The organism is Paracoccus marcusii (assembly GCF_006151785.1).
Lineage (GTDB): Bacteria > Pseudomonadota > Alphaproteobacteria > Rhodobacterales > Rhodobacteraceae > Paracoccus > Paracoccus marcusii.
Window position 1 is genome coordinate 1 of record NZ_VDDD01000242.1, and the last position, 1,414, is coordinate 1,414.

Sequence of the window (1,414 nt, forward strand, 5' to 3'; positions counted from 1 at the left end):
TTCTCACCCCAGGAGTGCTGGAACTACTTCCACGCGGCAGGGTATGTATCAGGTTAATACAGAAACGCTTTAATGACCGACCTGTCGGCGCGCTCCAAGCTGATGCCGCGCCCGGGCCTTCTGGCGGCGATGAAGGCGGCGGGCCAGCAGGCCGCCGACACCTTCCTGTCCGACCATGCCGACAAGCTGAACAGGGCCGACAGCTTCGATCTGGCGGCCCTGTTCCCGGCGCAGCGCGTGGTCTAGGCCATCGCGGCGGCGATGCGCGCCGCCAGCCGCGCGTTGTTCAGCACCAGCGCGATGTTGCTCTCCAGCGAGCGGCCCTCGGTCAGCTCGAAGATGCGGCCCAGCAGGAAGGGAGTCACGGCCTTGGCGGCGATGCCCTGGGCCGCGGCCTCGGACAGGGCCTGCTCGATCACCGGCATGATCCGGTCCTGCGGGATCTCGGCCTCGACCGGGATCGGGTTCGCGACCAGCTGGCCGCCCTTGAGGCCCAGGGCCGCGCGCATGGCGGCGGCGGCGGCGATCTCCTCGGGGCTGTCCATGCGCAGCGGCGCGCGGATGCCCGAGGCGCGCGACCAGAAGGCCGGCAGTTCGTCCTGGCCATAGGCGATGACCGGCACGCCCAGGGTCTCCAGCACCTCCCAGGTCTTGGGCAGGTCCAGGATGGCCTTGGCGCCCGCGGCCACGACCGTCACGGCGGTCTGCGCCAGCTCCTGCAGGTCGGCCGAGATGTCGAAGCTGTCCTCGGCCCCGCGATGGACGCCGCCGATGCCCCCGGTGGCAAAGACCTTGATGCCCGCCAGCTGGGCGCAGATCATGGTGGCCGCCACTGTGGTGGCCCCCGTGCGGCCGTTCGCGATGCAGACGGCCAGGTCGGCGCGGCTCAGCTTCATCGCCTCCGCCGGCGGGGTCTGCGCGAGGGCGCGCAGGGCCTCGGGCGTCAGGCCGATGTGGATCCGGCCGCCCATGACGGCGATGGTCGCGGGGACCGCGCCGCCCTCGCGGATGGTGGCCTCGACCTTTTCGGCCATCTCCAGGTTCTGGGGCCAGGGCATGCCATGGGTGATGATGGTCGATTCCAGCGCCACCACGGGCAGGCCGCGATCCAGCGCGTCGCGGACCTCGGGGGCGAAGGTGAGGGGGGCAGTCTGAGTCACGGGACATCCTTTCCGGAGACATGCGCGGCCGAGGCCCTGACGGCCTGCCGCAGCGCCGCGTCGCGCGGCATTTCCTTGAGTTCGGCGGCCAGATGGGCCGCGAGGAAGCAGTCGCCCGCTCCGGTCACGCGTTCCACGGTGACGGAGGGGGGCTGATGGGTCAGCGTGGGGCCGCCGGCGATCGCCTCGGCGGCCAGGTTCGGGCCGTCGGTGACCAGCACGCGGGCGGCGCCGCGCGCCACGACCGCCTCGGC

3 protein-coding genes are annotated in these 1,414 nt (G+C 71.7%); 1 reads left to right on the forward strand and 2 read right to left on the reverse strand.

Going from position 1 to position 1,414, the window contains the following annotated elements; all coding sequences use genetic code 11:
- The first annotated feature begins 72 nt into the window (after nucleotides 1-72).
- Entirely contained in the window at nucleotides 73-246 is a 174-nt protein-coding gene (locus tag FHD68_RS19265) for a hypothetical protein (RefSeq protein ID WP_167550444.1), read from the forward strand.
- Here the strand turns inward: FHD68_RS19265 and FHD68_RS18505 are convergent.
- Together FHD68_RS18505 and FHD68_RS18510 are read right to left on the reverse strand one after the other, a co-directional pair.
- Entirely contained in the window at nucleotides 243-1,160 is a 918-nt protein-coding gene (locus FHD68_RS18505; RefSeq protein ID WP_139086578.1) for a pseudouridine-5'-phosphate glycosidase, read from the reverse strand. The two genes, FHD68_RS19265 and FHD68_RS18505, sit on opposite strands and share 4 nt — an antisense overlap.
- A partial coding sequence (locus FHD68_RS18510; RefSeq protein WP_244297991.1) for a PfkB family carbohydrate kinase occupies nucleotides 1,157-1,414 on the reverse strand: 258 nt, incomplete at its 5' end. The genes FHD68_RS18505 and FHD68_RS18510, both read right to left, overlap by 4 nt.